This is a genomic window from Cellvibrio fontiphilus, from assembly GCF_042646205.1.
GTDB classification, from domain to species: Bacteria; Pseudomonadota; Gammaproteobacteria; order Pseudomonadales; family Cellvibrionaceae; genus Cellvibrio; species Cellvibrio fontiphilus_A.
Genome location: NZ_JBHRTF010000004.1, coordinates 393,118 through 419,528 on the forward strand (window position 1 = coordinate 393,118; position 26,411 = coordinate 419,528).

A 26,411-nucleotide genomic window follows, 5' to 3' on the forward strand; every position below is an offset into this window, starting at 1 on the left:
TAATAAACCGGGAGGTTTAATATGAAATTTTTTATCAAGTTAATTGCGCTATGTGGTGTTCTCATTGTTACTGGCTGTTCAGCTATCAGTTCTGAAGTTAAAAACCATCATACGATTTACCCTATGGCCGGAACCAATACTGCGGTGGTGGGGATTGGTATAGATAAAAACGGGGTTCCGTTTGTAGCGGCTAAAGAAATTATCGTTGCTCCAGGGCAAAAAATCCTTTTTGCTGGGCCGGATGAGTTCACGGTAACATTCAAAAATAAAAAAAGTCCTAATCGCAAAATCGATAATCCATCCAGAGGCGGCGTAGTTAAAATTGATGTTCCCAGTGAAGTTTTTGAGCAGCGCGAGTTTGTAGAGGAATACCGTAAAAACGGCCAGCTCAAGTTTAACTACGGCGTTATTGTTAATGGTAAAGAGCTTGATCCAGAGATTATTGTAAGACGTCATTGAATATAAACTTCATTTGTAACCTGCCCAAAAGCGACCCTACGGTCGCTTTTTTTATGTGAAAAAATCACAAAGCCACTCAACAATTTGTCACAGTTTTCATCTTTCGCTTGGGGTAAGGTGGGTTCTGTAGCAGGGCGCCCGCAAGGATGGGCGAGCGAAGCAGTAGTTTTGTCGGTCAAGGACGGTCGGGTTATGCCGGAAGGCAGGGCGCCCGGTTACGTTCGTTGTGTTGGCTAAGTGCCTGTTTCGCAAAGGAGTTCTGCATATGAACCGGACCAGTCTTTTCCTCTTGTTTGTTATTTTCCTGTTAATTCCTCTCGCATCACCCGCCTATTCACACCTCTCCTCCGGCGTTAAGCCCGGGTGCGAAGCTGCCGCGGCTCAGGAATCTGTTGGTGGGCGCGATTGCGGTGCTGCATTTCCCAATGACTTACACCCAGCCGCCGCTGACAAGCCGGCGGTCAATCTCGCCGCCGCCAAAACGACAGCACCAGTCGGTTTTGATTTTGTCGCTGGCGATGAGTCCGAGGCTGGTAGGCGCTGGTTACTGCTGGCCAGTTTTGCGGCGTTGGTACTGTTGGCGGCGCGTATCGCACCTTCATTAAAGTAGTTTCTTTTTTGCCGACACCGCGTGTGAATATTTCACAAACTCCAACGGGATTTTGATACAGAACGCCATCCTGCCCTAACCGATAATAACTTCATTGCTTGAGCACAGTCTGTTCAGGCATTAAAGGAGCGGCACTGCGGTGCCAAATGTTGGTTATTAATCAGGAAGGATCTCATCATGAAAAAGCCTCACGCTATTGTTAAACCACTCACTCACGCCATTTTGATTGCAATCTCCTGTGCTGCCAGCGGAGTTCTGGCAGATACAGATAAAAAAACCGAAGTTCCCCGTATCGACACTGTGGTGCGTATTGACCCTGTTTTGGAGCGTATGGCTGCAGAACAGGCGTCGCTGCCGGTGATCATCATTTTTGGCGACCAGCCCCAGCGCGCCATCGCCCGTAAACTCAACGCAGAATACGAGCGCGATATCGATAACCTGGCGGCGCGTGTGCGCTCCATTTACGACCGCTACCTCACCAAGGAGTCGCTGGCCAGCAAAGACAAGGAAGTCGAGCACAGCAAATTATTGGCGCAGTACATTACCGATGCCGATAAAAAAGAAATCCGCGCCCTTAATGAACAGCGTGAAAGCCTGATGCGCAAACTGCGTCAGGAAATTGCACGCGAATCGGAATTGGCCGTGGCCCGTGTGCAGGAATCGCAACTGGATGCCATCACCCGCTTGGGGGCCAAGGTGCAGGAAAAATTGGTCACCACCAATGCAATCAGCGCGATTATACCGGCGGCATCCCTCAAGGAACTTGGCGCGCTGCAAGGCGTGGCGGAAGTGATTTACAACACGCCCGGTAAACCCGAGCTGGATAATCAGGCGACCTCACTGGGTGCCGACAACTGGTGGGCCACCGGGTTTGATGGCGGTATCTGGGATGTGGGTGTGATTGATGACGGTGTGCTGGAAACCCACACTGGCCTGAATACTCACACCTTCTATGAAAATTTTGCCGGCAACGGCAACCACGGCACCGGTGTCGCTTGTATGTATGCGGGCACAGATGCCACCCGTCGCGGTTTGGCATTCGGTTTGGATTCCATCCTGGTGGAAAACGCCGGTGATGAAGCGACCACCATGGCTGGCGCCGATTGGATGCTGCGCTCGGCGGGCGATGATCCGGAAGTCATCAACTACTCCTGGGGCAATGGCGATGCGACCGGCAGTGATTGGCATCCGCTCTCGCGTTTTGTCGATGGTGTGGTGTTTGATTACGCCACCAACTGGGCCAAATCCGCGGGCAATCAGGGTTTTGGCACCAATACCATGACTGTGCCGGCCACCAACTACAACGGTCTTACCGTTGCCAACATGGCGGACAACAACACGGTTTCGCGTGCTGATGATGTGATCACCGCCTCCAGCAGCCGTGGCCCAACTGTCGATAACCGCAAAAAACCTGACCTGTCTGCACCGGGCAATCAAACCCGCACCTGTAATGCCTCCGGTGGTTACTCCGACCTTGGCGGCACCAGTTCGGCAGCTCCCAAAGTCGGCGCAGCAACACTTTTATTGACCGATGCCGGTAACTGGGACCCGCGCTCTATTAAAGCGGTGTTGATCAATACGGCGGATTCCTGGGAGGACAATGACACCCAATCCACCGCCGATGACGGCGCCAAAACCGGTAAGGAGTGGAATAAAACCTACGGTTGGGGCTACATGGATTTGGCGCACGCCCACTTCCATCGCAACGACTTTTTTGCCAGCTCGGTCAAACCCAAAGGGCAAACCGGTAGTTTCAAGCTCTACAAGGGCACAATGTACAAGGGCGACAAGGCAACCCTGGTCTGGGAGCGCGATGTGGATTACAACAACGCCGCCACGCCAACCAGTTTCCGCGCGCTCTCGGATTTGGATTTGAAACTCTATGCCGAGCCAAGCAATAGTCAGTTGGATTCCGACACCAGCGTGCGCGACAACGTGCATCAGGTCGCTGCCACCGCGACTCAATCGGCTGTCGTTAAGGTATACGCTTACAGCAGCTCCTTCGATGGTGCGAGCAGCGAACCCTTCTCACTGGCGACAGAGGAAAATTTTGTTGCCGCGAGTGGGCCAGTGTTTAGCAACAGCATCACTGCACCGGCAAGTGTGCTGCTGGGGACCAGCTTCACCTACTCGGTTGCGGTTAAAAATACCGGTGATTTGGACGCGCACAATGTGAATGTAAAAATCAATTTACCTGCAGGCTTCTCGCTGGTGTCCGGTGCGCTAACCCAAAGTGCTGGCACCCTCGCCGATGGCGCAACCAAAACCCTTAATTGGACGGTGAAAGCGCCAAGCTACGCGGTCAGTTCTGCCAGCATCAGCGTGACCAATACCAGCAGCTCTTACGGTGAAACATTTACCGGCTCCGGCGCCAAGGCAATCAGCGTCAAACAATGGGTATTGACCCTGCCTTAAGTTCTGGTTTTGGGCATCCAAAAAACTGGCGCCATTATTGGCGCCAGTTTTTTATTTGGCCAAGCGGGTGACAAACTAGCGCCAAGCCCGCAGAATCCTTTTTATTTTCCCCTCCAGATGAGCGCTCATGTATTCGATACTGCCTGCCATAGTCGCCTTTTTATTTTTATTTTTCGGTTTGTATGTCGCCCACTCCAAAGGGCTCAATCGGGTGACCGCTGCGTTTTTGATTCTGTGTATCACCACTTTTTTTTGGCAGTTTGTGTGGGCGATTCTATTTCAGGTGGAGAACCCCAAGCTGGCGCAGAATCTGATGGATTTGGGCTGGCTGCTGATTTTGTTTTTGCCGACCAGTTTGTTTCATTTTTTGGTGGAACTTACCGGGCAGCAAAATCAAAAGCGAAAGGTTTATGCCTCTTACATTTTTTCTACTTTTCTCGCGGCTACCCATGTCACCACAGATTTAGTGATTAACGGCAGCTATCACTATTTTTGGGGGTATTACCCTAAAGCCGGCCTATTGCATTTTTTGCATGTGCTGCAAACCGCTACCGTAGTAATTTATGGGCTTTACATCGCCTATCGAAAACAACAATTGGTACAGGCCGGTGAGAAAACCAAATTGCAGTACTGCAGTGTCGCGCTGCTGATTTTTTCACTCTCGGCGGTGGATTATTTATGTAACTACGGTTTTGAATTTTATCCGCCTGGTGTGGTGTTTATCGCAGTAGGTTTAGGGTTGATTGCACTGGCCACTGTTCGCTACCACGCGATGGATGATTCGCGCATGTTGGTGGCAAGTATCGCCCATGAAATGCGCACCCCGCTGGCCTCACTGAAATTGCAGTCCCGCGTGCTAACCGAACACCTTCCAGAGCTTATTGCCGGTTACAACCTTGCGCGTGAAGAGGGCTTGCTGCGCCAGCCGATCAGTGAACAAACGCTGGTGCACTTGGGGCGCACCGCCAAAATTCTTGAGCGTGAAGTGGTGCAGGCTAATCATGCGATTGATATGTTGATGGCGCTCACTACCGCACACTATTTGAATGAAAAAGACTTTAAACATTTCTCTATGAAGGAGTGCGTAGAGCTAGCGGTGAGCAGGGTGCCCTATAAAAATGATGCCGAAAAAATCGTGAGTGTGGATGTGAAATCAGATTTTGTTGTACTGGCGTCCAACGAATTCCTCACCTTTGTGCTGATTAATTTAATCAAAAACTCACTGGATGCGCTGCGCGGTAAAGAGCGCGGCAGTATCAAGATCACCATTATTGCCGACCAAGCCGGCAACCGGCTGGAGTTTTTAGATAACGGGGTGGGAATAGACGAGAAGATTCTGCCGCACATCTTTGATCGCTTTTTTACCACCAAGGATCGCAGCGGCAACTCCGGAGTGGGGCTGACGTTTTGTCGCAAAGTGATGGAGTCATTTGGCGGCAGTATTAATTGTGAATCCAAACTGGGGGAATATACCCGTTTTACGTTGTCCTTTAAAAAATAAAACAGGTATTGGGTAGGTGTTTTTGCTTAATGTAATTGTCTGTGGCTGGCAAAAGGGATGATGGGGGTTGGCTCTGCTGCAGGCTCATGCTGGGGGATAACGGCGCAATAATAATTGGTTTTCCCGGCAACCCGTTCGGCAGGAAAAAGCTGCACACTGTGGTTGAAACTTTCCGGTTCGTAAAAACCGTCCTCAGAATTAAACAGTGGAATAAAATCGCGCGAGGCGATACGCAGGATCAGATCGCCGGGAGCCTCTTCCTCTTCCAGAATTTTCAAGTGCTCGGCAATATCCTCTTCCGTATAAATCAAACACAGCAGCTCATTGTTGTCTCTGGTTTTCAGCATAAAACGCGAGGGGTTTGGTAAATAAAAATATTCCTTCACGTCCCGCTCATTGCACACATTCTGAAAATATTCAGCCAGCTGCGTATCGGCAAAAAATGGCGTATTCACTTCCACCGCTTCCGCTTTAATGTGGCTGGTTAAATCCTGGAAATAGGCGTTTTGCAATTTATTAATGGCGTTGGTTAATTGCTCCAACATATTGTCATCACTTTTTTTAATGTAGTAATGAATGATATTTTCATTAAATGCATTCACCGCATCGCTGGGTGTGGCGTGACCGGTGAGCAGGATTTTTTTAATCGCCGGGTTGGTAATTTTTTTACAAAGTTCAATGCCGTTCAGGCCAGGCATGGAAAAGTCAGCAACCACGATCGATATCTCCATATCGCGCTCGGTATTGCGTCCTTTCAAGTGCGAGTGATTAAGCACTTTTTTAACCCATTTGTCAGAGTCGCCTGACAGTTCGGGTGTGTTCTTCTTGTGGCTGTGCTGGGCGTCCGGTTTAGGCGCATTAATATAGGCAAGAGCCTGCTTGGTATCATCAAACAGCTTAAGGTTGAAGTCACCGGCGAATATCATTTCCAGCGACGCAAGAAAATCAGGGTTGTCGTCGATAAACACTATCTGGGCGGGATAAAAAAATAGCGGAATCCGGGATTTCAAAGTGGTGTCCTGTTATCGGCAAATGCGTTGATGTTGATGATGTCACTATAGTGACTATTGTTGGCTACCTCAGTTAAATATATACAAAAGATCTGATTTTATACAGTTATCGGCCGGATTAACCTTGTCCAGCCCGCGTGAATGGGAAGAAAAGCAACGTCCTGGCGGCAGCCCGCGGTCAGGACGTTGTGACTGGACTACAAAAGATATTTATAAATACACCCTTCTCATGTTCTTATCTCGGGCTGTCGCTGCGTACCAGAATACCGGCGATTACAGGTCGTCCAGATCTATGTCCGTGCGCTCAAATTTTTTAATCTTGCGGATGATCTGGTCGGGTAGGCGTGCAATTCGTTTTTGTTTGTCAGCAAAAACAATTTGTTGATAGCCGCGCGATGCCAGTTCGTCGTTAATATAAAAACTGAAGAGCAAATAAAATGAACATTTCTGGATGTTAAACGCATTGAGCGTGCAGGTGACCGTCTGGAAGGGGAAGGCCTCTTTTAAATACTCATTGTGTGCACGCTTGGTAATAAAAACCCCTTGATCTTGCAGCATGTCATTAGAAATGCATTCAAAGAACCAGCGCTCGCGCACAGCACCTTGCCACTCAAAAAAGTTAGAAAAATAAACGTTTTGTGTGGCGTTGGAGTGTTTGAGTGACGTCTCGAATTTTTGGGTGTAGGTCTGTGGTGCTATCGGCCAGGCTTTCGCTGTTGGCCAGTTATTAATTACATCGTCAGCACGGTAGGCAACAGAAGCGTTAATAGTTTGCATGTTTGAATCCTCATTAAAAATAAAAAGTCGTTGATGCAAATGAATTGTTCATTTGCTGACCTAGAGTAATGAAGCGCCAAACAAGACACCATCGTTTAACCCTGGCGAGAAGGTCAATTGATATTTATGTCGCTTAAATCTACATTTTGTGGAAATTTTTTGAATATTCCCTGTCTATGCTAAAGCGTCAATTTAATTTGGCGCCTAAATTTCTATTTTTCCATCTTCCATGTGGGATTTATTTTTCCCAGCATGCAATTTTTTACATCATCATCAATCACATTGCCGGATTTGACGCAGGCCTTCAGCGGGCGAGTCGCAACAAACTTATCGCCTTGGGTGGGAGCGGGTGCATGAGTTGTTATCTGGTCAGCATGGCGACAAGCCGTTGTCATTAAGGTTTGATTATCCTCGCTGCTATTGGCTTGGTATTCCTCTATCCAAAAGTTACAGGTATTGATGAGTTGCTGAACCCGGGGGTCATTTGAGTGGGCTGTCCGGCGCTTTTCGCGAAGCTTCCTGGTTTTTGTTTTGCCGTCTGCACGCGCTTTGGTATTGCTGGTGGTTTGAATCCAGTGGTAGCTGCCCTTTTTCTTATGACAGTTCTCCAGCGTTTTTGCGTAATAGTTTTTTTCTTTTTCCCATTGCCGCCGCTCGCTCTGATTACCCCCGTTTACCAGTTTGCGTTCAGTGGATTTCAGTTTGGACTGCCAGCGGCCACAGTCATTGGCGTGTGCGACGCTAGCTGCATTGGATATTGCCAGCGCGATGAAAAGAATAATGGTGTATTTCATGCCCTCTGCTCCTTGAGGTGATGGTGGAATTGTGAAGTAACTGAGCGTTCAGCTGCGCAGCAATCATAGCGCGCGCTGGATTCTGCTGGTGTGATGGCAAGAGCAGTTGTTTAAATGCAGTGGCGCGGGTGATTCGGGGCAATAAAAAAGCCAGCGAGGCGTTAACCAAGCTGGCTTTATCAAATATGGTAGCTAGAGGCGGACTTGAACCGCCGACCCCAGCATTATGAGAGCTGATAACCTATCCTCACAAAACCTCAATTCCTTGTAAATCAGTGGCTTAAGTCCTCATTAAAACTCATTAAATTGAACTAGTATTCTGGAGAATGGATGTTGACTTGGTGATGTGGGTTTTGCCCAATAACCAAAATATGGAACTAATGAGGTGATTTAGCTATAGTTTTGTGATTTTTGGAGTTTATATATATACAATGGCTCAATATTGTGGGTAGCAAACAGGCGGCCCTGTTCTGATAGCTTTTGGCTATTTTGATGCAGCTTTTTATTTCGCCGCTATGAGGTTTTGTTATGTTTCTATTTAAAACTTCTTATGGTTCTGACTAAAAATGTGCGCTTGGACAGTCATACAGGAAGAAGCATCGATTGTTTTAGTCGGTAGCTTCAATCCTAAAATTTTCCATCCTGAGTGGTTTATCAGAAAGGGTATCGTTGAGCCTTGGTCTTATGAAGATGATAAGGAGCTTATACAGGTTCAAGATTACGCTGGCTTTTGCTTTCCTGACGAGAAACGCGTTAGTGTTCTGTTAGACAGGTTTTCTATAACTACTCCATATGCCAGCGAACAATTATCGATAAAGGACATTGTGCAAAGCACCTTTTCTATCCTGTCTGAAACTCCTTTGTATCAGCTAGGTATGAACTATAGTGCCACGATAAAATTGGATACAAATGACGAATGGCTCAAGTTTGGAGCTACACTTGCTCCGAAACAGTTGTGGATTGATGCTGCAGGTTATTTGAATGATGATCAGATGGATGAAGCCGGGCTCTGGGAGATGACAGCTTTCTTGCCTCGTCCTGATTCTCTTAAAGGGTGTATTCGCCCCAAAATTTCCGTTAAAAATATCAAAGAAAGAGAATTAGTTTTTCTTATAAATAGTCACGTGGAATTAGAAGAGTCAACAAGGGTGGACTCCATATTAGAGTCTCATTGGGATGATTCGCTTACGCTTGCTACAAAAATAATAAATAACATTGTGAAAACTCAGTTAGGATGACTTATGGCTGTTAGCAAAGCTCGTAAAATGACATATTCGACTGTCTCAGAGAGTGGGCTAAGAAATTTACCTGATATCCGTGCTCTGCCTACTCCAAGGTCACAACGGAATAGTGTGGACACGTTGTCAGATTGTGCCTCTTCTGCAGATAAACCCCAGATCGTTAAGCCTGGCTGGCTCGTTTCTCAATTAAATAATTCTGGCGAAGAATCATTGTTGTTTGAAATTATTAAACAAAAATGGTCTGGTATCGTCATTGAATCTAATGATGAAGAAGTACATGTAATTCTTAAGGACTTATCTCAGCCAAATAATCCTAATGAATTTGCAGTTATCTATAGAGAAGAGATAGATCCTCATTTGCAGTCTTCTATTAAGCAGGGGGCTGAGTTCTATTGGCATATTGGGTATAGGGAGGGGAAGAGAAGTCCGAGGCAGCGTTTTTCTAAGATTAGGTTTCGTAATTTCCCAAAATGGACGCAAGTTGAAATAGATTCCGCCTCTCAAAAAGCTAAAGAGTATGCAGCATTTTTCTCAGCAGATTAGTTTCTCTAAACCAGCAATAGATTGCCTTGAAATTTCTCTCTTTGGTCCAGGTACTGGCGAGTGTTTGGTAATACACTTTGGTGGTGGTGATTGGTTTATTGTGGATAGCTGTATTGATCCGCAAACCAAGAATCCAGTTGCGGTTGACTATCTGGAGGCTATTGGTGTTTCTTTGGATCAGGTGAAGGGAATTCTGATTACACATTGGCATTCAGATCATACCGCTGGGGTAGCAAGGCTATTTAAAAGCTGCAAAAATGCAAATCTTTACATCCCTAATGCTCTCAAGTCAGAGCAAGCTCTGCAGCTTTTGATGCTTTATCAAAAGAATAAGTTTTCTTCGGTTTATAAGCCGTTAAAGGAATATAGTGAAATTATAAACTTTCTTATGGAAAATAACGCTAAAAGTAGATTGCGTGTCGTCGGTGCAAATTATATTTTTTTTGACAACAAAGATTTAGGTGCGAGATTAATAGCATTATCACCTAGTGCATCAGCGATCAATCAATCTATTTCGGCATTGACTCAGTTAATGCCCATTCCTAATTCAGATCGCCTTCCCTTGGTTCTCCCTTCTGGCCCAAATTTAAACGCGGTAGCATTGCATCTTTCTTTTGATGGAATGTCCGCTTTATTGGGGTCTGATTTGGAATGGTCTGAAAACTCAGAGGTGGGATGGCACGCGGTGCTGAATGATCAAATATATTCACAACTACAATTGTCTAAGGCGACTATTTTTAAGGTTCCCCATCATGGTAGTGATACTGGTCATCATGAAAAAATATGGAAGGACTTGTTGTCTGATAAACCTACTTCATTAACAACTCCTTTTTTTCGCTCAAGCTTACCTCGACCTACAGATGTTGAGCGCATAACTACATTGTCTTCAGTATTTGCTCTTGCAAAAAGTAAATCCGCACAAAAGGTTCCCAAGCGAGATAAAATTGTAGAGGCAGCTATAAAATCGAGCGCTAAACAAATAATCCCAATAGATTCTTTTGTTGGCCATATTCAGCTACGTGCTCTGGCGGGAGAAGTTCATATAGCAGTCAATGATCACCCCGTTCTTTTCAGCTCTTAAAGGTACTTTTTAAGCAAAACGTGCTCTCATTTTGGATTGCCTTAATATTTCGCTTCTATTTCGGCTCTCTCAACCCCTGCATACACTCCTTCACCTCATTATCAAAAACATTATTCGGTTTGGCGCATTCTTTTAGACTGCGTACTGGGGTGAATTGTTCTTGCGGTTTATCGTTTGAAAGTTCCCTTCGCATTCTGTTTACGTTCTCACAAGCAGTATTGCGCATGACTCGATTGTTTTCATCGGCGTTTTGATTATGTTGCTGAATCCAGTAATTGCAGGTTTTTATTACTTGCTGTAGCTGCGGGTTGTTTGTATCGATGGGGACTAATGCTTCGTTGGCGTAGTACTGATGATTGGCTGCGCCTGAGCCGTTCGCTACGCTGATTGATGGATTGCTAATGCCAAACCTTTTTAGGCATTTCGGTAGCTCTTCAGCATTATGATCTCTGCTTTTTTGCCACATTTTCATGTAGCTTTGATTGCCGCCTTGCCGCAATCTATATTCTGCTTCATTAAGTTGCCGTTCTATTCTCCAGCATTCATTTGCGTTGGCGGTGTTTATCATCAGTATGTTTGCGATCAGTGCCGCAATTGAAAGTGTGATTATTCTTTTCACTTTACCTTCCTCCATCTACTGGCAACCTTGGCCGCTATTATTCGGCCTTCCTTTGTGTTCCTAATTCACCTAGTGTGATTTTTGTAATTGGACTTATTTGTCCTTCATTTGGATATTCCTTGCCTGTAAATAGCCACACCTCATACTCAGGGAATGCGCTTGCAATTACTGCTAAGTCGCTTGCTCTGACCTCGGCTTGTCCTCCAATAACATTTCTAAGGCGCGTGTATTTCATCCCGCACTTCATCGCGAGTTCTTCTCGGCTCAATCCTTCTGCTTTTTCTATTTCTTTTATGCGTTCTATGTAGCTCATTATTTATATCTAAATTGTCTATCTAATATCTAGACAGATTGATATCAGGAATCTAATATTTAGTCTAAATATTAGATTCAATATTTGTTTGTAAATAGGCCAAACATAGAGTTCATTTTGGCGCACGAAGGTCTAAAAACCAAGCCATGAACCTCACTGAACCACATAAAGGTATTTTCATGTCACTAGTGGACGTTCATCTAAAGGCTGTTGATGGTGTGGAGTGGCGTTTTGCCTATACCGTTAACTCTGTTTATCTCGCCTCTATCACCTCTGGTTCTTTCTCTCTGTGTTCCCCGCATATCACTCACGATATACAAGCCGGCCAAATTAATTTCTCTGTCTATTTTGCGACTGCTTACGTTGTATTTCCCGCTACAGAATTAAAAAAGTTTCGTTTGTTTTTGCAGCAAATAAAAGCTGCCAGGTTGGTGGCCTAATGTCTTTCGATCAAAACATTATCGTCAATCTCTCTGCTATTTCTCCGGTTGTATCTCAAGAGCAATTTGCGACTTTTCTGGGTGTAACTCCTGACACCGTTCGTGGTTGGATAGAAAACGACACGCTTCCTCACGTCAAGTTGGGCCGCCAGCGTTTTATTAATGTGATTGTTTTTGTTGATGACTTGAAAAATGGAAAAACTATTTTCAGTCGTGGTGATTATGGTAATGACTAATCAATTCACTTTGGACGCTACTCACACAAATGACTTGATGCGGCAAGTCAGTGAGTGTGCGTCCCCTTTTTCTTCCACATTCTGCGCTGACAAGCTGGGGCGCGGGATTAATTCAACTCCAGCTCTTTCAATCAAAAGGTAAATCATATGAACCAAGTAATGAACGTTGAACTGTATGGTGCTTCTCTCGCTGATGTTGAAGGCAAAAAGTACGCATCTTTGTATGTCGGTCAACACGTTGTTGATGAAAAAGAAGAGGGCGCAAAAGGCATCGTGATGATGAAGCTGCCGTGTGATCCTGAAGTGTATGACTCGCTTCGTGTCACTAAATGGCCTGCGCAAATTGAAATGCATGTTCGCCTTAAAAAAGCCGCGGGTGGTCGCCTCGGGCAGCATTGCACTGCCGTGAATGTGCGTGGTGGCCAAGCTCAATCGGCTGCAACTGTTTCTGCAAATAAGCCTGCATAACCTAAGCCTGAAGGGTAGGTGATGTATGTCGTTTTATCTCCGGTGCGAAAGTGAAATAACCATTATTGAAGGTTCACTTCATTGCTCCGCATGGCAAAGCGTTTCGGAGGATGAATTACTTGGCGCCCTCGTCCGTTCATCAATGCTCTCGCAAGAGGATTTTTTGATTGTTGGTGCGGGTGTCACGGTAATCATGTGCGCCGCTATCGGTGTGCGTGTGTTGTTAAAACTCTTGTTCAATTCCTCGAAAGGTAATGACTCATGAAAAATACATTTACTGTTTTACGTTCCAAAGGTTTGAAAGTTGCTGCGGCAGCGTCTGCATTGGTTGCCGCTGGTGCCGCTAATGCGTCAATCCTGCCATCTTCTTTTCAAACTGATATGGATGGTGTGAGCGCGGATATCACCACCGTAGGCGGTGCACTGATCGCACTGGCCGTAGTAGCGGTTGGTATCAAGTGGGTGAAGGCGACTTTCTTCGGTTAATCGATCCATCACCCAAGGGGGCTTCGGCTCCCTTTTTTATTTGAGGGCTACAAAAAATGTTTTTCGATCCCTACGCATTTTTATTGTTCGTGTACGTGCTCGCACTCTTTGTAATGGCTGACGGGATATGAGGTGTAGCATGCGCGCTTTAATTTATTTGTTTTTAAAAGTTTTTCTCTGCTTCAGCCCTGTTGTTTTCTCTCAAGTTGCTTTTGGCTATTCCCCAGGCGAAGGCGAGTCCTACGCACAATGTACCGGCTCAAATGGTGGTGTCCAGTGGTGCTCTTCAACAGTGACCAATCCAGCTGCCTGTTCAGCCAGTCGATCACCTACACCTATTGGAACATGCGGCGGTACAAGTAATTCTGGAACACTATTAATCTGCCGTTCCGAATGTAAATGCTCTAATGGGCAAGTTCTAATCGATAAACTGTGTAAATGCCCCGAAGGCACTAAATGGGATGCCACTATGGGCGGCTGCGCACCCATTAGCTGCCCTGCTGGACAAATCCTTAATTGGACTGTCACCTCTTCAGGCAATACTGCTACGTGTATTGATGACCCCTCTGGTGATGATCAATGCCAGCTTCCCCAAGTTGAATATGCCGGCCTGTGTCGTGATGCAGAAGATTCTCCGGCTGAGTGTGGCAATAACTATACAACCGCTGTTTTTGTCGATGGCCGTTATGTTTGTAGCAATGACGAAAGTTGCGGTGATGGCAGTACGCCCACTATTTTCACCAATGCGCAAGGCTCGTGGAAAGTGTGTGGCTCTGGTGATGATGGTAATTCTTCCGAACCTTCCGGTGGTTCCTCTTCGCCGGCGGCGTCCTCCCCTAATACCAACTCTTCCGCGCCATCTACCGGTGGTGATGACGATAACGGCTCTGGCACGGGTTCCGGTGGTGGTTCAGGCACTGGTGATGGTTCAGGTAATGGAAACGGCTCTTCGGCGTCCTCTTCGTCCCCTTCCGGTGGTTCTGGCTCTGCAAGTTCAGGCATAGGCAATGGCGGTGAAGCTGATGCCTCCAAATGTGAAAACGGTGAACCGCATTGTGATGGCGACCCAATTCAATGCGCGATATTGGTTCAGCTCTGGATTAATAATTGTGCTGGCTATGATGATGTAGAAACCAACAACCCTGATGACGATAACGACGCTATTCAAAGTAATTTTGATGCGCTGATGTCCAGTGCTGAACCTTCTGTTAATGCCGAAGGTATTTTGGATGCGATGACACCCAATGGTGGCAATGGGAATGGCACTGGAAGTGGTAGCGGGTCGGGCACAGGTAGCGGCGGCGGTCTTGATTTATCCGGCCTTGGTGATGCTGCTGGTTCTGGCGGCGGTGGATCATGCCCACCTGATCGCTCTATCGGCCTCGGGTTGGGCAACTTCAATATTTCTTATCAATTTCTCTGCGACTTTGCCGCGCAAATTTCCGGCTTGGTCATTCTGATTTTTTCCTACATCGGTTCAATCATCATTTATCGCTCACTTAATTGGTAGAGGGGGTATCTATGCCGTTGGCAATTGTTGCTGCTATTCAAGCCGTTTACGCGTTATTGCGCGCATTCTTTTTTGGACTCTGGACTCGCCTGTGGGCGTTTATCTTATTTGCCCTGCCATTGGTATTGGAAAAGGCAATCAAACTGCTGGGAATTGGCGTGGTTTCCTATGCCGGTGTTGATCTTACTGTTGATGAACTCTCTGAATTTTTACTCACAAAATTAAACGGCTTACCGCAAGATTTATTGCAAATCTTTCTAATCATGAAGCTCGATGCCGGTTTCAAAATTGTGCTGACAGCTATGGCAATCGCTATCAGTTTTAAATTGGCCCAATCTTCAACCAAGATGGTGTTTAAAGGAAAAATGGAGGCCTGACCATGATCTATTTATTTACCGGTGCGCCAGGTTCATCCAAAACGCTTAACGTGATCAAAATGATTTCCGAGGATTCCACCTTTAAAGGCCGTGATATTTACTATCACCGCATTAAAGAATTAAAACTCCCGTGGATATCCCTTGATGAAAACGAAGTAAAAGAATGGGATACCTTGCCCAGTGGTGCGGTGTTGGTCGTAGATGAAGCGCAATATTTAATGCCAGTACGCGACCCGCGCAAACCATTACCAGAATGGATTCTGAAAATGTCTGAGCATCGTCACAAAGGCTATGACCTGATCTTTCTCACCCAGTCCCCCAATCTCCTTGATGCCGGCTTTCGCCGCTTTGTGGGGCGCCATACCCATATAGAACGCATCTTCGGCCTAGAGTCTGCCAAGTGGCTTACATGGGAAAAGTGCGTCACTGAAGTTGATGATCATTTCAAAAGAAAAGAAGCGGTTATTAAGCGCGTTGGCTTTGATAAAAAATATTTTGGGACTTACAAATCTGCAGAAGTGCATACCCATAAACGGAAAATACCGGCAAAAGTATTTATTCCATTTATTGCATTATTTTTTCTGATTGGTCTTGTTATTTACTTTTTAAACTCGTGGGGTAATCGAATTGATAACGCTGAGCTTCCCGATTCTATTGCTGCGCCCGTTGAAACTCTGGCGGGTATGGTTAAGTCTACTGCTGTTAGTGTTGATGGTAGTAATGGGACACATAATTCACTGTCTACCGACGATTACATTAGAGTCCATACTCCGCGAATTCCTGATGTTCCTTGGTCTGCCCCTGTCTATGATGCCTTAACGGTTCCTAAAACATTCCCTCGGCCGCAATGCATTCGCTTTAATCGTGGCTATGACAGCCCACCGGTGTGCAAGTGTTATTCGCAACAAGCCACACCGTTAAACATCTCTGAAAAGGCCTGTAATCGTTATGTTGATAATGGTTACTTTGATCACACTCGGCCTGATTTTAATTCTGCTTCTATGGGCGGTGCTCCCGCCCAAGAGCGCGATCAGGGCTTGCCCCGCGCTCTGGCGGGCACCGCTAACGTCTCTGTAACACGTTAATAATAAGGGGGGTGCATAACCTCATAAAACCTCACTAAACCCTTTTCGCACTTTTATTTTGCTTTTTGTTTTTTTCTGTTTTAGTTTTTGGAAATTATTTCTTTAACCGCCTTTTAGGAATATCCGCATGCGTTACGAAAATAAGTTTTGGCACCGTGTTGGTAATCGCTTTTTTAACCAGAATACCGCTGTTGATCTTTCTGAACTGAAGTATCTCCATTGTGGTGTTGATACTGTTAAGCAGCTGTTCAATTGCTTGCTTGATCAAGATGTACTTAAGACCATTCAAAGTGCTCATGATGCATCTGATCGTTTTATTTTCATCAAGGGTGTTGACTGGATGATTACTCGCTCCAGCAAAGCCTCCGGTTATCAGTACATTCTCAAAAATTTGGATCTCGGCTTTGTTGTTCTGCTGAAGTCGTTTTATGCAGAGCATGATCTCTCTGGCTCTCATATTAAAATTGAATGTACACCGCAACTAATTGCTCAACATACGCCCGAGTCCCTCACTCGAGAAATACACGCTATTGCCTCTCTTTTTGGTTATCAGCTCGTTCCTGCTGGCGTGTCTTGTCATATCGCTGTTGATGTTAAAGGCTTTCAGGTGCCTGCAGATTTAGAATCTCGACTGGTGGCAAAAGCCAAACGCCAGTACAAGTTCAATTCAATCTCTAACGCGCAACTTGATTTAAATGAAACGGCAGTTATTTATGGGGCGGGGCAGTCTTATACTTTTGGCTCTGCTGGTGCATTACAATTCTGTATTTATGATAAAACTGCTGAAGCACTAAAAAGCGATAAACTCGATTTCTGGCAAGGTATCTGGTCTAAAGTGCCTGCAGCTGATTTTGATGGCGATTTCTCCAAGCCTGACACTATGTCTGAATACTCGCCTGTGGATACTGTTCATCGTATAGAGGCGCGTTTTCATCACTCGGTCATTAATCAGTTTTGTTGGGGCACAAAAGGTGCTGATGGAAAAAATATTTCTATTAAAACCTTTGCTGATTTAGCTCCACATTTAACCGCTCTTTGGCGCTATGCGCTCAATAATTTCCGTCTTCAACATTCCACCTCTTACATCGATCCTGTGTGGCAGTTTTTGATCGAAGATATTCAGTTCTTCTGTCCTGCTCCTGCATTGCTCTATCGTCGTGAACAAAAGCCGCCCTCTCAAAACACTAGGCGTAATGTAGCGTTTTGGCTTGGTAATCAAATCAGGCTCTATGCTCGCAAACGTTATGATCCTCGTTTTGTTGTTAATAAATTGCTGTCGTCTGGTTTGCAAGCTGAGCTAGCTGATTATTTCAGTGTGCGATTATTTGGTGAGTCTGATTTGTTGCAGGAAGTGCTTTATGACTTTGTTGCTGAAAAGATGCGGTTTTTAATTCTGGATGGTGTGGCTGCGTGATTAAGAAATTACCTGATGGTCGCTACAAGTTGGATTTCTACCCTGCAGGAGCAAAGGGGCCACGTATTCAGCGTATTGGCACTAAAAAAGAACTCAAGTCTTTGCAGGCGCAATTTGAGCTGGATTATCAGCGTGCACCTGACCGGTTTACTGTTGATAAGCGCCGCCTTTCTGATTTGGTAAATCTTTGGTATGCGGTTCATGGTTCTACTTTGCGCGATGCCAGGTATCGTTTGTCCCGTACTATTGCGGTATGTGATGCTCTGGGTGATCCCACGATTGATAAATTTACGGCGGCGGATTTTTCTCGTTATCGAGAGCGTCGTTTAAATGAGGTTTCAGTTTCTACGGTAAATCACGAAACACGCTATTTACGTGCGGTATTTGCTGAATTAATCCGGCTTGATCAATTTCACGGTAAAAATCCTCTTGCTACCATTCGTACCTTTGCTGAGCGCGAACGTGAATTGTCATTCCTCTCTGCTGAGCAAATACCGGTGTTGCTTGCTGAGTGTGACAAATCGTCAAACAACCATTGCGGTGCTGTTGCTAGGTTGTGTTTAGCGACTGGTGCTCGTTGGAGTGAGGCAAATAACCTTTCCCCGTCTAATCTGCTTGATGATCGTGTAATTTTCTCTGATACCAAGAATGGTCGCATTCGTGTTGTGCCGATTAAACCCGCTCTGGCTGTCGATTTGCGCAATGTGGCATATCCAGTAGGGCAAAGGCTCTTTTCAAGCTGTAAGGGTGCTTTCCGCAAGGCTGTGGAGCGTTCCGGCATTGAATTGCCTGATGGTCAGTTAACGCACGTCCTTCGCCACACCTTTGCGAGTCATTTTCTGATCAATGGTGGCGATATTCTTGCCTTACAAAGAATTCTTGGTCATTCCGATTTGAAGGTCACCATGCGCTATGCGCACCTTGCTCCTGACTACATGGCAAGAGTCCGTGACCTGTCCCCCGATTTAATTTTTTATTTGTAAATGTTGGCGTCCGGATAGGACGTAAGGGCGCGTGAGCGCGGGTAGTGTGGGCAACAAGGCGGCTCGGTGCTTCCGGTTAAGGTGGATCTATCGCCTTTTGTCCACACGGCAATAGGTGGCACCTAACTGGTATTTAGGGAGGTTTTTTTGTGACTATGGATTTTTCGTGGATTAAAAATAAAAAAGGTTTGCAAGCACTAACCTGCAAACCCTTATCAAATATGGTAGCTAGAGGCGGACTTGAACCGCCGACCCCAGCATTATGAGTGCTGTGCTCTAACCTCATTACACAACGCTGAATAGTCAAATTGTGGATGTCAGAGTGGTGATTCAAGCTGTCAGTTCCAGTCAATAGTGGTTTTTCGAATATTTCGTTTGTTGCGAATATTGCGTTTGTGGTTATACTGACAGGCATGTCAATTCCGGCATATTCAACTTATGGGGAAGCCCGCAAGGATCTGTGGGTAGGATGAAAAATGACGAATCGCAAATATGAGCTTCCTAGCAGCGAAGAAGTAGATCTCGCTAGGGTAAGTGCTGCATCACTTACAAAATTTCTTCAGGCATTGCCTGATGATCGCCGAGCCAATATCAAGATGGGAGGAGAGGACTTAATTGTCCCAAGGCACGCTGTCGAGCTGTTGCGCGATATTTTGGCTGGTATGTCAGCAGGTAAAACTATAAATATTGTGCCAATGGCTAAGGAGCTAACCACTCAGCAAGCGGCTGACTTTCTGAATGTCTCTCGCCCTTACCTGATTGGCTTGTTGGAGCAGGGGGAGTTAAACCATACCTTGGTGGGCACTCATCGCCGCATCAGGTTTGATGATCTGCTGGCCTACAGGGAAAAGATGGTTAACAAGTCCAAGGCGGCAATGGATGAACTCATGAAGCTTTCTCAGGAGCTGGGTATAGGTTATTGATGAAATATATAGTCCTTTATGATGCGTGCGTTTTGTATCCATCAGTGTCGCGTGACCTTCTAATAGAACTGGCTATGCCGCACTATGGGCTATTTCAGGCAAAATGGACTGAGCGCATAGAATCTGAATGGCTAAATAATTTAATCAAAAATCGCCCTGATTTGGATCCTGCGAGGCTTCAGCGAGTAGCTCAGTTAATGCGTAATGCGGTTCCTGATTGTATGGTGGCGAATTACGAAAAGCTGGAGGCTGGTTTAACCTTGCCAGACCCAAATGATCGCCATGTTTTAGCAGCTGCAATTAGATGTAAGGCTCAAGCAATAGTTACCAATAATCTAAAAGATTTCCCTGCTGATGTTTTACAGGAGTTGGATATTGAAGCAATACACCCTGATGTTTTCCTTATTAATCAGTTTGATCTAAGTGATGCCAGGGTGTTAGATGCTGTAAAAAATATTCGCTCCAGAATGATTAGCCCGCCTTGTGCAGCAGTTGAATATTTGGAGCGTCTTGCTGTGAATGGATTAACTGCTTTTTCTCAAAAGCTAAACGAATTTGAACATTTGATATAAAAATAATGGATTTTAAAAATGGATGAAGTAATTAAATCAATAAAAGCACATTACATTTATGTGATCGAGTGGTAAGTCCGTTATTGGGTGCTTTTGTCATTTCATGGTGCCGGTGAAATCACTTTTATGGGGTTGACAGCCAGCTTCCTTATCGCCAAAATGCGCGCCTCACAAATATGGCTAGATAGCTCAGCCGGTTAGAGCACAGCACTCATAATGCTGGGGTCGGCGGTTCAAGTCCGCCTCTAGCTACCATATATATGAAAAAGCCATCCTGGGAGACCAAGATGGCTTTTTTTATTGGGTTTTGTTTTTGGATGGGGCGAGCTATTGCGCCTTTTAATCTAATTGCTCGTTCGACGAGCCTCAGTGGGTTTTTCATCATGGAATTTCTCGATCTCTCCCCCGTTACCCGTGCCCAAGGTACTGTGCATCTGCCTGGTTCCAAGAGTATTTCCAACCGCACTTTGCTGCTGGCGGCTTTGGCGCAGGGCGAGACGGAGATCCGCGACCTGCTCAAGTCCGACGATACTGACCGCATGCTGGAAGCACTGGCAGCCTTGGGTGTGAGTGTGACCAAAACCGGCGAGATGGATTATCGCGTGGTTGGCACTGGTGGCAGTTTTCCCAATAAAGAGGCGGATTTATTCCTCGGCAATGCCGGCACCGCGTTTCGCCCCTTGACCGCAGCGCTGGCGCTGAGCGGCGGCACTTACAAACTGCATGGTGTGGCGCGTATGCACGAGCGCCCGATTGGCGATTTGGTGGATGCCCTGCGTCAGATCGGCGCGGATATTACTTACCTCGGTCAGGAAGGCTTCCCGCCACTGCTGATTAAACCTGCGCAAATAGATAACCCCACCCTGGCCCTCCCCTTGGCTGGGGAGGGGATCGCTAGCGGCAGCATCAAAATCCGTGGTGATGTGTCCAGCCAGTTCCTTACTGCCTTGTTGATGGCATTGCCCATGACCGGCAAAGAGACTCATATCGAGCTGGTGAGTGAGCTTATCTCCAAGCCCTACATTGAAATCACCTTAAAGTTAATGGCGCAATTCGGTGTACATGTGCAGCGCGACGGCTGGGAGCGTTTTACTGTTCCCGCGGCGAGTGGCTATACCAGCCCCGGTACTGTGTTTGTGGAGGGCGATGCCTCCTCTGCCTCCTATTTCCTGGCCGCTGGCGCTTTAGGTGGCGGCCCCTTGCGAGTGCAGGGTGTGGGCGCCAAGAGTATTCAGGGCGATGTGGCCTTTGCCGATGCACTGGAAGCCATTGGTGTAACCATCACCAAGGGCGACAACTGGATTGAAGCCTCGGCGCCTGCACTGCCCTTGAAAGCATTTGATCGCGACTTTAATCATATCCCCGATGCCGCCATGACCCTTGCGGTGGTGGCGCTGTTTTGCGATGGCCCCTCGCGCCTGACCAATATCGCCAGCTGGCGCGTAAAAGAAACTGACCGCATTGCCGCCATGGCGACCGAGTTGCGCAAACTGGGTGCGCTTGTGGAAGAAGGCGAAGATTGGTTGCGCATTACCCCAGTGGAAAAGCTAATTCCCAACGCGGCGATTGATACCTACGACGACCATCGCATGGCGATGTGTTTTTCGCTGGCGACTTTTGGCGGTGTGCCGGTGCGTATTAACGACCCAAAATGCACTGCTAAAACCTTTCCCACCTACTTTGATGTGTTTGCGTCTGTCGTGAAATAAGGAGGATGGCAATGGATAAGGAATTATTTCGTGTTGATTTTAAAGTGCGCGACTATGAATGCGACATGCAAGGCATAGTGAATAACAGCGTGTACCAAAACTATTTGGAGCACGCGCGCCACGAATACCTGCTCGCCAAGGGCGTGGATTTTGCTGAGTTAACTCGCCAGAAAATTCACTTGGTGGTGGTGCGCGCCGAGCTGGATTACAAATTGCCGTTGGCCAGTGGCGATGAGTTTTATGTGACGGTAAAGGTAGAGCCGGCCTCGCGGGTGCGGTTTGATTTTTTGCAAAATATTTATCGCAAGCGCGATGAAAAATTAATGCTCAGCGCCAAAATTACCGGCACCTCGCTCAATGAACGCGGCCGCCCGTTTGTGCCCGAGGTGATTGAGCAATTATTTGCCGGTGCGCCGGCGACAGATACTGTGTAAACGCCCTTGTGTTTACACAGCCGCACACGTGATTTCATGTGTGCGGCTTTTTTATTTTTAGTGGTGAGTTAAACGATGTTTGTGGGTTTTGATTACGGCACCTCCAATTGCGCTATGTCTTTTATCCATCAAGGCAAAGCACAGTTGATCCCGCTTTATGGCAGCGAGGCGTTTGTGCCCTCTGCACTTTATGCGTTGGAGCGTGCATTTATTGCAGAGCTGGTTGCGACACAGATTGGCGATGACGAAGAGAAGCGCCGTTATGCCCAGAGCCGTGCTGCGCTCTTAAATCAGGCTCGCAGTGGCAAGCTTGAGCAGGACATCAGCCAGGTGAGTGACGGAATATTTTTTGGCGCTGAGGCTATAGCCCAATACATCGCGGCGCCGGGTGAAGGTTATTTTATTAAATCGCCCAAATCCTTTTTGGGGGCGAGTGGTTTGCGCCCGCAATCAGTCGATTTTTTTGAAGACTTGGTGGCGGCGATGATGCTCAACGTCAAGCAGCGCGCCGAGCAATATCTACAACAAACTATCACCCAGGTGGTGATTGGTCGCCCGGTAAACTTCCAGGGGATTAATGCGCAAGAGAGCAATGCGCAAGCGCAGCGAATTCTTGCCGCCGCCGCCCAGCGCATAGGTTTACGCGAGGTGGAATTTTTATTTGAGCCGCTTGCCGCAGGTTTTGATTTTGAAACACGGCTGCGCGAAAACAAAAAAGTATTGGTAGTGGATGTGGGCGGTGGTACTACGGATTGCTCGCTGGTACTAATGGGGCCACAGCATATCCAGCAGCGCGAGCGCAGCGCGGATTTCCTCGGGCACACTGGCGAGCGCATTGGCGGCAATGATTTTGACATCCAGCTCGCGCAAACAATATTGATGCCACATTTTGGTATGTTGTCGCCCTTAAAAACCGGTTTGCCCATGCCGCTGATGCCGTTTGTTAATGCGATGGCTATTAATGACATAGGCGCACAAATGGAATTTTATGAGGCCAATACCGGGCATTTGTTGGCACGTTTGCAGCGCGAAACACTGGAGCCGTCGTTGTTGCAGCGGTTTGTGCGGATGCGCGACCATAAACACAATTTTGCGGTAGTGCGCGCGGCGGAGCTGGGCAAGATTGCGCTCTCAACCCAAGCACAGCACAGTTTTGATCTCGATTTTATTGAAGCCGGGCTTGCCCCCCGGTGCAGCGCGCAAGACTATGCCGAGTCGAGTGCAAAATTACTGCAAAAAATTGCGGATTTAATTAGCGAAGTGTGCCAGCAGGCGAGTACTGCCCCGGATCTGGTTTACATTACCGGCGGCAGCGCCAAATCGCCGCTAATTCGCCAGTTGGTGCGCGATTTATTGGGTGACGCTATCCCCATAGTAGACGGTGATCACTTTGGCAGTGTGGCGGCGGGGTTGGGTGTGTGGGCCCAGCGGGTTTTTGGTTAATGGTTAATTATCAGGTGGCTAGGGAGCAACAGGTGAATTTTCGCAACGATATAAACGGATTGCGTGCTATTGCGGTTATCGCGGTAGTGCTTTTTCATTTTAATGTCGCCGGTTTTAGCGGTGGATTTGTTGGGGTGGATATCTTTTTTGTAATTTCAGGTTACCTGATGACAAAAATTATTTTCTCCAAACTGGCGACGGATTCTTTTTCGCTGACGCAATTTTATCTGGCGCGATCCCGGCGCATTATTCCGGCCCTGGCGGGGTTGTGTGGGGTTTTGCTGCTGGGCTTGTGGTGGATTTTGCCACCCTCGGAGATGATGCAATTTGCGCGGCAGGTCGCCAGCAGTGCAACCTTTGTGTCCAACATTCTCTACTGGCGTGAGTCAGGTTATTTCGATACCGCCTCGCACGAAAAGTGGTTGCTGCACACCTGGTCGCTGTCGGTTGAATGGCAGTTTTATATTGTCTATCCCGTTGTGCTGTTGCTGCTCAGAAAGTGTTTTGCGGCGGCGCACCTGCGCTGGTTATTACTGGTGGCGGCGCTGGCATCATTTGCGCTGTCAGCAGTCTTGCCGTCCCGCTGGGCGGACGCTGGTTTTTTCCTCTTGCCAACCCGCGCCTGGGAAATGCTGGCTGGCGGGTTAATATTTTTATTTCCCCGCCGTTTCAGCAAGCTGCAGGCATTGGCGCTGGAGCTGGGTGGTCTTGCGCTGATTGTGGCGTCGATACTGCTACTTTCCCCCACCGCGCAGTGGCCGGGCTGGCAGGCGATTATTCCGGTCGCCGGCGCGATATTGCTGATTTATGCCGCCAGAAATGAATCGCCTGTGACTGGCAACAAGCCCATGCAGTTTATTGGCACTATTTCCTATTCCTGGTACCTGTGGCACTGGCCGGTGTATGTCGGGTTGAATTATGTGGATCTGAATAGCGAACCGCTCTGGTTGGCTATTGGTATTGCTGGTTCGGTGGTATTGGCGCTGGGATCTTATTATTTGATTGAAGCGCCAACCCGCGGCGCCCCCAAGGTGACGCCCAAGCCGGTTAAGGCTAGCTCGGGTATGGGCGCACTGACCGGCTATGCACTGCTTTGCAGCAGTGTTTGTGCGCTGGGGATTGGTGTTTTGTTGCTGCAGGGAGTGCCTGCGCGTATGGACCCTATTGTGGTGCATGCCGACAGTGAAAAATCCAACCGCAACCCGCGCCAGCGCGAGTGCAATGTCACTGTATCTGCCAACCCAAAATCACCGGAGTGTGTGTTTGGTGCTGATCCACACAAGGTCAGTCTGGTTGTTATTGGCGATAGTCATGCCAACGCCACAATTACTGCCGTGGCCGAAGCCGTCGCCAGCAATGATGGCGGGGTCTTGTACCTGGGCGCCGATGGCTGCAGTTACGTACAGGGCTTATCGACCAAATTCTTTCCGGCCTGCGCAAAATACAACGCTGAAATTGCCACATTATTGGATAAAAACTATCCCGATATTCCCGTGCTGGTTATCAATCGCGCTACTGCAAGCCTGCTTGGCCCTAACGAACAGGTGCGGCCATCGCTCAGTTACGTGGGGGATACACCCAGTACCCACGAGCAATTTGCGCAGCTGTTTAAACAGAGCTATGTAAAAACCCTGTGTGATGTGGCGGCAGACAGGGCTGTTTATGTGCTCGACCCTATACCGGAGATGGGGGTGGATGTGCCCCAAACGCTGATCAGAAATCAATTATTCCACCGGCAAACCGCCGATATCGGGGTAAGCCTGCAGGAGTACTACCAGCGCCATCAGGAAATCCGGGCCTTGAACCGCGGGCTGGTGCAGGCTTGCGGGGCGAAAATCCTCGACCCTGTCCCCTACTTGTGTGATGACACTATGTGCTGGGGTTCGGTGGATGGCCGCTCACGTTATTACGATGACGATCACTTGAGTGAATACGGCAATCGCCAGTTAGTTGCGCTGTTTGCGCAAATACTCACTGACCGGAAAAAACATTTGGCGAATTGATCCCGGGTAGGGGGAAGGGGTAGGGGTAGGGATTTTTGATCATCGGCAGACCGCTGCGGCGCCGATGATCAGGTGCAGGCTAAAGGTAATCTGTTGCTGCTAGTTTGCTGTGCCCATCAGCTCGCCCATTTTAGTGGGGCTGCCGGCTTGGTAGCGGTTATCCCAGCGCATTTTATCTTTGGCAAACAAGACAATCGCGGTTGAACCCAGTTTGAAGCGGCCCATCTCCGCGCCTTTTTCCAGTTGGATGTTTTGATAGGGGTAGTGGGAGGTGGCAATTTCGCGGCTGGCGAAGGGCGCAACCACGCCATCCCACACGGTTTCTATACCGGCCACAATCATGGCGCCGACCAGCACTAGGGCCATTGGCCCTATATCGGTATCAAAAATCGCTACCACCCGCTCGTTGCGTGAAAACAAGCGCGGCACATTTTCAGCGGTGACGGTATTTACCGAGAATAGCTCGCCCGGAACACTGATCATGCTGCGCAGCTTGCCGCCATAGGGCATGTGAACGCGGTGGTAATCGCGCGGCGACAAATACACGGTTGCAAACTCACCATCGGCAAATTCAGCGGCCAGTTGTTCATCGCCACCCAGTAATTCTGCGGCGCTGTAATCCTGGCCTTTGGCTTGAAAAATCCGGCCATTCACAATCTTGCCCAGCTGGCTGACCGCGCCATCGGCAGGCCACACCAGGCTGTGCGGATTGGTGTCCAGGGGGCGTGCATCGGGCTTGAGCGCACGGGTGAAAAAGTCGTTAAAGCTGCGGTATTCGAGCGGGTTTTCCTGCTGCGCCAAGCTCATATCTACGTTGTAGCGTTTGGCGAACCATTTGATAAACGTATTTTTGATAAAAGGCGTTTCGCTGCTGGCCAGCCAACCTGCGGCGCGTGAAAGCGCGTGTTGGGGGACTAAATATTGCAGGCCGATAAACAGTTTGGGATTCATTGCGGGTAGTGTCC

At 47.6% G+C, this 26,411-nt stretch carries 29 protein-coding genes and 1 tRNA gene; 24 read left to right on the forward strand and 6 right to left on the reverse strand.

Annotated elements, in window-relative coordinates:
* The first annotated feature begins 21 nt into the window (after window positions 1-21).
* The 4 genes from ACFODX_RS10330 to ACFODX_RS10345 all read left to right on the forward strand — a co-directional run bounded on the left by ACFODX_RS10330 (window position 22) and on the right by ACFODX_RS10345 (window position 4,985).
* Window positions 22-459: a hypothetical protein gene (locus ACFODX_RS10330; protein ID WP_378118765.1), complete on the forward strand. Its 438-nt coding sequence runs from the start codon at window positions 22-24 to the stop codon at window positions 457-459.
* Window positions 460-724: 265 nt separating this feature from the next.
* Complete coding sequence (locus ACFODX_RS10335; RefSeq protein ID WP_378118767.1) at window positions 725-1,069, forward strand: hypothetical protein; 345 nt, start codon at window positions 725-727, stop codon at window positions 1,067-1,069.
* Window positions 1,070-1,246: 177 nt separating this feature from the next.
* A complete protein-coding gene (locus tag ACFODX_RS10340) occupies window positions 1,247-3,484 on the forward strand; it encodes a S8 family serine peptidase (protein WP_378118769.1) in 2,238 nt (745 codons plus the stop codon).
* 127 nt (window positions 3,485-3,611) lie between these two features.
* A complete protein-coding gene (locus ACFODX_RS10345) occupies window positions 3,612-4,985 on the forward strand; it encodes a sensor histidine kinase (RefSeq protein ID WP_378118771.1) in 1,374 nt (457 codons plus the stop codon).
* Window positions 4,986-5,011: 26 nt separating this feature from the next.
* On the opposite strand, the gene ACFODX_RS10350 is transcribed toward ACFODX_RS10345, so the two are convergent.
* The 3 genes from ACFODX_RS10350 to ACFODX_RS10360 form a co-directional block, all read right to left on the reverse strand.
* Complete coding sequence (locus ACFODX_RS10350) at window positions 5,012-5,995, reverse strand: response regulator (RefSeq protein WP_378118773.1); 984 nt, start codon at window positions 5,993-5,995, stop codon at window positions 5,012-5,014.
* Between the two features lie 273 nt (window positions 5,996-6,268).
* Complete coding sequence (locus ACFODX_RS10355; RefSeq protein WP_378118775.1) at window positions 6,269-6,772, reverse strand: acyl-CoA thioesterase; 504 nt, start codon at window positions 6,770-6,772, stop codon at window positions 6,269-6,271.
* Between the two features lie 212 nt (window positions 6,773-6,984).
* On the reverse strand, window positions 6,985-7,566 hold the full coding sequence (locus ACFODX_RS10360) for a hypothetical protein (RefSeq protein ID WP_378118777.1): 582 nt from the start codon (window positions 7,564-7,566) through the stop codon (window positions 6,985-6,987).
* 566 nt (window positions 7,567-8,132) lie between these two features.
* Between ACFODX_RS10360 and ACFODX_RS10365 the strand changes: the two genes are divergently transcribed.
* The 3 genes from ACFODX_RS10365 to ACFODX_RS10375 are packed head-to-tail and all read left to right on the forward strand — an operon-like array spanning window position 8,133 to window position 10,431.
* Window positions 8,133-8,804: a hypothetical protein gene (locus ACFODX_RS10365; protein WP_378118779.1), complete on the forward strand. Its 672-nt coding sequence runs from the start codon at window positions 8,133-8,135 to the stop codon at window positions 8,802-8,804.
* A 3-nt stretch (window positions 8,805-8,807) separates the two neighbouring features.
* Complete coding sequence (locus tag ACFODX_RS10370; protein WP_378118781.1) at window positions 8,808-9,350, forward strand: hypothetical protein; 543 nt, start codon at window positions 8,808-8,810, stop codon at window positions 9,348-9,350.
* Entirely contained in the window at window positions 9,325-10,431 is a 1,107-nt protein-coding gene (locus tag ACFODX_RS10375; RefSeq protein ID WP_378118783.1) for an MBL fold metallo-hydrolase, read from the forward strand. The genes ACFODX_RS10370 and ACFODX_RS10375 overlap by 26 nt, the downstream gene beginning before the upstream one ends.
* 55 nt (window positions 10,432-10,486) lie before the next feature.
* Here ACFODX_RS10375 and ACFODX_RS10380 read toward each other — a convergent pair whose 3' ends face one another.
* Together ACFODX_RS10380 and ACFODX_RS10385 are read right to left on the reverse strand one after the other, a co-directional pair.
* Complete coding sequence (locus ACFODX_RS10380) at window positions 10,487-11,065, reverse strand: hypothetical protein (RefSeq protein WP_378118785.1); 579 nt, start codon at window positions 11,063-11,065, stop codon at window positions 10,487-10,489.
* 22 nt (window positions 11,066-11,087) lie between these two features.
* The gene (locus ACFODX_RS10385; protein WP_378118787.1) at window positions 11,088-11,363 is read right to left on the reverse strand and encodes a helix-turn-helix domain-containing protein; all 276 of its coding nucleotides are present in this window, start codon (window positions 11,361-11,363) and stop codon (window positions 11,088-11,090) included.
* Between the two features lie 179 nt (window positions 11,364-11,542).
* Here ACFODX_RS10385 and ACFODX_RS10390 point away from each other — a divergent pair, with 179 nt between their 5' ends.
* The 17 genes from ACFODX_RS10390 to ACFODX_RS10470 all read left to right on the forward strand — a co-directional run bounded on the left by ACFODX_RS10390 (window position 11,543) and on the right by ACFODX_RS10470 (window position 25,446).
* On the forward strand, window positions 11,543-11,803 hold the full coding sequence (locus ACFODX_RS10390) for a hypothetical protein (protein WP_378118790.1): 261 nt from the start codon (window positions 11,543-11,545) through the stop codon (window positions 11,801-11,803).
* Window positions 11,803-12,039, forward strand: a complete 237-nt coding sequence (locus ACFODX_RS10395) for a helix-turn-helix domain-containing protein (protein WP_378118792.1) — start codon at window positions 11,803-11,805, stop codon at window positions 12,037-12,039. Before ACFODX_RS10390 ends, ACFODX_RS10395 begins: the two co-directional genes overlap by 1 nt.
* Window positions 12,040-12,186: 147 nt before the next feature.
* Complete coding sequence (locus ACFODX_RS10400; protein ID WP_378118794.1) at window positions 12,187-12,507, forward strand: hypothetical protein; 321 nt, start codon at window positions 12,187-12,189, stop codon at window positions 12,505-12,507.
* A gap of 25 nt (window positions 12,508-12,532) precedes the next feature.
* Window positions 12,533-12,772 (forward strand): hypothetical protein, encoded by a 240-nt coding sequence (locus tag ACFODX_RS10405; RefSeq protein WP_378118795.1) that lies wholly within the window; start codon window positions 12,533-12,535, stop codon window positions 12,770-12,772.
* Window positions 12,769-12,993: a major capsid protein gene (locus ACFODX_RS10410; RefSeq protein WP_378118797.1), complete on the forward strand. Its 225-nt coding sequence runs from the start codon at window positions 12,769-12,771 to the stop codon at window positions 12,991-12,993. Before ACFODX_RS10405 ends, ACFODX_RS10410 begins: the two co-directional genes overlap by 4 nt.
* A 469-nt stretch (window positions 12,994-13,462) precedes the next feature.
* Window positions 13,463-14,503, forward strand: coding sequence for a virulence factor TspB C-terminal domain-related protein (locus ACFODX_RS10415; RefSeq protein ID WP_378118799.1), 1,041 nt, complete (start codon window positions 13,463-13,465; stop codon window positions 14,501-14,503).
* Window positions 14,504-14,514: 11 nt separating this feature from the next.
* Window positions 14,515-14,880 (forward strand): DUF2523 family protein, encoded by a 366-nt coding sequence (locus ACFODX_RS10420; protein WP_378118801.1) that lies wholly within the window; start codon window positions 14,515-14,517, stop codon window positions 14,878-14,880.
* Window positions 14,881-14,882: 2 nt separating this feature from the next.
* Entirely contained in the window at window positions 14,883-15,965 is a 1,083-nt protein-coding gene (locus ACFODX_RS10425) for a zonular occludens toxin domain-containing protein (RefSeq protein WP_378118803.1), read from the forward strand.
* Between the two features lie 127 nt (window positions 15,966-16,092).
* Window positions 16,093-17,379, forward strand: a complete 1,287-nt coding sequence (locus tag ACFODX_RS10430) for a hypothetical protein (protein ID WP_378118805.1) — start codon at window positions 16,093-16,095, stop codon at window positions 17,377-17,379.
* Window positions 17,376-18,362 carry a phage integrase gene (locus tag ACFODX_RS10435; RefSeq protein WP_378118807.1) on the forward strand — a complete coding sequence of 329 codons (987 nt, stop codon included), beginning with the start codon at window positions 17,376-17,378 and terminating at the stop codon, window positions 18,360-18,362. The genes ACFODX_RS10430 and ACFODX_RS10435 overlap by 4 nt, the downstream gene beginning before the upstream one ends.
* A gap of 476 nt (window positions 18,363-18,838) precedes the next feature.
* Window positions 18,839-19,285 carry an excisionase family DNA-binding protein gene (locus ACFODX_RS10440; RefSeq protein WP_331354236.1) on the forward strand — a complete coding sequence of 149 codons (447 nt, stop codon included), beginning with the start codon at window positions 18,839-18,841 and terminating at the stop codon, window positions 19,283-19,285.
* Window positions 19,285-19,857 carry a PIN domain-containing protein gene (locus ACFODX_RS10445; protein WP_378118810.1) on the forward strand — a complete coding sequence of 191 codons (573 nt, stop codon included), beginning with the start codon at window positions 19,285-19,287 and terminating at the stop codon, window positions 19,855-19,857. Before ACFODX_RS10440 ends, ACFODX_RS10445 begins: the two co-directional genes overlap by 1 nt.
* A gap of 178 nt (window positions 19,858-20,035) precedes the next feature.
* Window positions 20,036-20,112 (forward strand) — tRNA-Met (locus tag ACFODX_RS10450).
* Window positions 20,113-20,240: 128 nt separating this feature from the next.
* Window positions 20,241-21,566, forward strand: coding sequence for a 3-phosphoshikimate 1-carboxyvinyltransferase (gene aroA / locus ACFODX_RS10455; protein WP_378118812.1), 1,326 nt, complete (start codon window positions 20,241-20,243; stop codon window positions 21,564-21,566).
* A gap of 11 nt (window positions 21,567-21,577) precedes the next feature.
* Window positions 21,578-22,000 carry an acyl-CoA thioesterase gene (locus ACFODX_RS10460; protein WP_378118814.1) on the forward strand — a complete coding sequence of 141 codons (423 nt, stop codon included), beginning with the start codon at window positions 21,578-21,580 and terminating at the stop codon, window positions 21,998-22,000.
* 75 nt (window positions 22,001-22,075) lie between these two features.
* A complete protein-coding gene (yegD, locus tag ACFODX_RS10465; protein ID WP_378118816.1) occupies window positions 22,076-23,443 on the forward strand; it encodes a molecular chaperone in 1,368 nt (455 codons plus the stop codon).
* Window positions 23,444-23,475: 32 nt separating this feature from the next.
* Entirely contained in the window at window positions 23,476-25,446 is a 1,971-nt protein-coding gene (locus ACFODX_RS10470; protein WP_378118818.1) for an acyltransferase family protein, read from the forward strand.
* Between the two features lie 99 nt (window positions 25,447-25,545).
* Here the strand turns inward: ACFODX_RS10470 and asd are convergent, their stop codons facing one another.
* Window positions 25,546-26,397: an archaetidylserine decarboxylase gene (gene asd, locus ACFODX_RS10475; RefSeq protein ID WP_378118820.1), complete on the reverse strand. Its 852-nt coding sequence runs from the start codon at window positions 26,395-26,397 to the stop codon at window positions 25,546-25,548.
* Window positions 26,398-26,411: the final 14 nt, after the last annotated feature.

What these genes read in the sequence shown, in the direction of transcription:
- ACFODX_RS10360 (WP_378118777.1), bottom strand. Translation starts at nt 7,566, where the DNA reads ATGAAATACACCATTATTCTTTTCATCGCGCTGGCAATATCCAATGCA.
- ACFODX_RS10345 (WP_378118771.1), top strand. Translation starts at nt 3,612, where the DNA reads ATGTATTCGATACTGCCTGCCATAGTCGCCTTTTTATTTTTATTTTTC.
- ACFODX_RS10335 (WP_378118767.1), top strand. Translation starts at nt 725, where the DNA reads ATGAACCGGACCAGTCTTTTCCTCTTGTTTGTTATTTTCCTGTTAATT.
- ACFODX_RS10430 (WP_378118805.1), top strand. Translation starts at nt 16,093, where the DNA reads ATGCGTTACGAAAATAAGTTTTGGCACCGTGTTGGTAATCGCTTTTTT.
- yegD (WP_378118816.1), top strand. Translation starts at nt 22,076, where the DNA reads ATGTTTGTGGGTTTTGATTACGGCACCTCCAATTGCGCTATGTCTTTT.
- ACFODX_RS10420 (WP_378118801.1), top strand. Translation starts at nt 14,515, where the DNA reads ATGCCGTTGGCAATTGTTGCTGCTATTCAAGCCGTTTACGCGTTATTG.
- ACFODX_RS10460 (WP_378118814.1), top strand. Translation starts at nt 21,578, where the DNA reads ATGGATAAGGAATTATTTCGTGTTGATTTTAAAGTGCGCGACTATGAA.
- ACFODX_RS10425 (WP_378118803.1), top strand. Translation starts at nt 14,883, where the DNA reads ATGATCTATTTATTTACCGGTGCGCCAGGTTCATCCAAAACGCTTAAC.
- ACFODX_RS10410 (WP_378118797.1), top strand. Translation starts at nt 12,769, where the DNA reads ATGAAAAATACATTTACTGTTTTACGTTCCAAAGGTTTGAAAGTTGCT.
- ACFODX_RS10365 (WP_378118779.1), top strand. Translation starts at nt 8,133, where the DNA reads ATGTGCGCTTGGACAGTCATACAGGAAGAAGCATCGATTGTTTTAGTC.
- ACFODX_RS10440 (WP_331354236.1), top strand. Translation starts at nt 18,839, where the DNA reads ATGACGAATCGCAAATATGAGCTTCCTAGCAGCGAAGAAGTAGATCTC.
- ACFODX_RS10390 (WP_378118790.1), top strand. Translation starts at nt 11,543, where the DNA reads ATGTCACTAGTGGACGTTCATCTAAAGGCTGTTGATGGTGTGGAGTGG.
- ACFODX_RS10395 (WP_378118792.1), top strand. Translation starts at nt 11,803, where the DNA reads ATGTCTTTCGATCAAAACATTATCGTCAATCTCTCTGCTATTTCTCCG.
- ACFODX_RS10355 (WP_378118775.1), bottom strand. Translation starts at nt 6,772, where the DNA reads ATGCAAACTATTAACGCTTCTGTTGCCTACCGTGCTGACGATGTAATT.
- ACFODX_RS10330 (WP_378118765.1), top strand. Translation starts at nt 22, where the DNA reads ATGAAATTTTTTATCAAGTTAATTGCGCTATGTGGTGTTCTCATTGTT.
- ACFODX_RS10370 (WP_378118781.1), top strand. Translation starts at nt 8,808, where the DNA reads ATGGCTGTTAGCAAAGCTCGTAAAATGACATATTCGACTGTCTCAGAG.
- ACFODX_RS10340 (WP_378118769.1), top strand. Translation starts at nt 1,247, where the DNA reads ATGAAAAAGCCTCACGCTATTGTTAAACCACTCACTCACGCCATTTTG.
- ACFODX_RS10445 (WP_378118810.1), top strand. Translation starts at nt 19,285, where the DNA reads ATGAAATATATAGTCCTTTATGATGCGTGCGTTTTGTATCCATCAGTG.
- aroA (WP_378118812.1), top strand. Translation starts at nt 20,241, where the DNA reads ATGGAATTTCTCGATCTCTCCCCCGTTACCCGTGCCCAAGGTACTGTG.
- ACFODX_RS10400 (WP_378118794.1), top strand. Translation starts at nt 12,187, where the DNA reads ATGAACCAAGTAATGAACGTTGAACTGTATGGTGCTTCTCTCGCTGAT.
- ACFODX_RS10405 (WP_378118795.1), top strand. Translation starts at nt 12,533, where the DNA reads ATGTCGTTTTATCTCCGGTGCGAAAGTGAAATAACCATTATTGAAGGT.
- ACFODX_RS10375 (WP_378118783.1), top strand. Translation starts at nt 9,325, where the DNA reads ATGCAGCATTTTTCTCAGCAGATTAGTTTCTCTAAACCAGCAATAGAT.
- ACFODX_RS10385 (WP_378118787.1), bottom strand. Translation starts at nt 11,363, where the DNA reads ATGAGCTACATAGAACGCATAAAAGAAATAGAAAAAGCAGAAGGATTG.
- ACFODX_RS10415 (WP_378118799.1), top strand. Translation starts at nt 13,463, where the DNA reads ATGGGCGGCTGCGCACCCATTAGCTGCCCTGCTGGACAAATCCTTAAT.
- asd (WP_378118820.1), bottom strand. Translation starts at nt 26,397, where the DNA reads ATGAATCCCAAACTGTTTATCGGCCTGCAATATTTAGTCCCCCAACAC.
- ACFODX_RS10380 (WP_378118785.1), bottom strand. Translation starts at nt 11,065, where the DNA reads ATGGAGGAAGGTAAAGTGAAAAGAATAATCACACTTTCAATTGCGGCA.